This window comes from Thermodesulfovibrionia bacterium (assembly GCA_030646035.1).
Taxonomy (GTDB): domain Bacteria; phylum Nitrospirota; class Thermodesulfovibrionia; order UBA6902; family UBA6902; genus JACQZG01.
In genome coordinates this window covers 1-1,675 of the sequence record JAUSMY010000011.1, presented here as the reverse complement: position 1 = coordinate 1,675, position 1,675 = coordinate 1, and the positions used below count along the sequence as shown (strand labels likewise).

Genomic DNA, 1,675 nt, shown 5'->3' with positions numbered 1-1,675 from the left:
CACCCTTGCTACATTCGGGCTCGAGGCCCCTACGACTGTTCGAGTTAAACGAAGAATCAGCACAGCGCCCACGCTAGATAACGGGCTCGATAAATCGGCGCCACCGTTCCACCGGGCTGCTGTGCAGAATACCTGTTGCTGCAGGTATGGGCCTCACCTTATCGCTGTATGAATGACTGGGAAATAATGGAATTTCGATCATACAAACCGATCCTGAGCGACAAAAGCATGTCGTCATGCTTTCGCGCCAGATCAGGGGCGTTAGGTAGCACCCCATGATTCCAGCAGATGTTCCAAGTCCGATAGATCTACAGGACATGAAAGATGCCAAAGAGTGGGAGCGGACAGCGATGCTGCGCCCATTCAGAGAAGAATTCTTCCAGGCATTTACGACAGAGATTTCTACAATTCGTAAATCAGACATAGATTTATTGGAGTTGGGGTCTGGCCCAGGGTTTCTTGCTAAGTACATTCTTAGCAGAATTAATGGGATAAATTTTACGTTGCTGGATTTCTCTGAGCCTATGCATGAGCTTGCCAGGCAGAGGTTGAGTGAAATCAAGGGCAGCGATATCCACTATCTCTTGCGTAGTTTTAAAGAGAGCGACTGGGCAGATGGCATTAATAAGGTAAATGTAGTAGTTACCAATCAGGCTGTCCATGAGTTGCGCCATAAGCGCTATGCGCCTGCGTTATTCGTTCAAGTGCATCGACTGCTTAAGCCCGATGGTGTGCTTCTATTTTGTGATCACTATTCTGGAGAAGACGGACTTGGCAATGACCAGTTGTACATGAGCCGATCTGAACAACGTGAGGCAATGGCATGCGCCGGCTTTCATGTAACCGAAATATTTGTAAAGGGTGGTAGGGCGTTGTACAGAGCGCTACCTAACCATCAATTCCACGCGACCAGCAATGCTGGTGCGTGAATACGAGCGTTAGCGAGCAGGAGCCGGCACCATGCGCAGTGATAACCTTTATGAGATCCCATTAGATGTTCCCATACCTCAAGATGATGGAGCTGCTCGGCATCTGTTAGATAAGGCTGTCCCTTCAGTAGGGCTTGCATCCACTCGTGGAGATTCAGTAAGACTCAGTGATCCGGCGAATGGGCTTGTTGTTGTTTATTGTTACCCTCGTACAGGGCGTCCTGATTCGGAAGCACTTGGAGGTACAGCTAATTGGAATGCAATTCCAGGTGCCAGAGGTTGTACTCCCCAGTCATGTGCATACAGGGATTTACACGCAGAGCTGAGGGGTCTAGGGGCTGTAATCTATGGCCTGAGTACACAAACGACTGATTATCAGTTGGAAGCAGCCCAACGTCTTCATCTCCCCTTTCCATTGCTAAGCGATGCAAATTACGAGCTTTCAGATAGCCTTCAGCTGCCACAATTTGAAGTGGCAGGCAATCGGCTTCTCAAGCGTATTACTTTGATAATTAGAGGCGGCCACATTATCCATTACCTCTATCCGGTCTACCCACCAGACGAGGATGCCAAGAATGTTATCGAGTGGATTCGTGGGCAAGCCCGCTAACAAATAAGGATAAGTCGCGCGCAGCCGCGACTTTATCCAGTAGTTGAACAAGCCCGTTGTTGGAATAACTCTTATAAGCAGATATGTCGATTGAACTGAGAGGGATTGCTGGGGCAGCAGTGCAGGATTTTCAAAA

Annotated in this window: 2 protein-coding genes; both read left to right on the top strand. The window is 48.7% G+C overall.

Annotated elements, in window-relative coordinates; translation table 11 throughout:
- The first annotated feature begins 275 nt into the window (after nucleotides 1–275).
- Nucleotides 276–929 carry a class I SAM-dependent methyltransferase gene (locus Q7U10_02175; GenBank protein MDO8281426.1) on the top strand — a complete coding sequence of 218 codons (654 nt, stop codon included), beginning with the start codon at nucleotides 276–278 and terminating at the stop codon, nucleotides 927–929.
- A gap of 31 nt (nucleotides 930–960) precedes the next feature.
- Nucleotides 961–1,539, top strand: coding sequence for a peroxiredoxin (locus Q7U10_02170; GenBank protein ID MDO8281425.1), 579 nt, complete (start codon nucleotides 961–963; stop codon nucleotides 1,537–1,539).
- Nucleotides 1,540–1,675 lie beyond the last annotated feature (136 nt).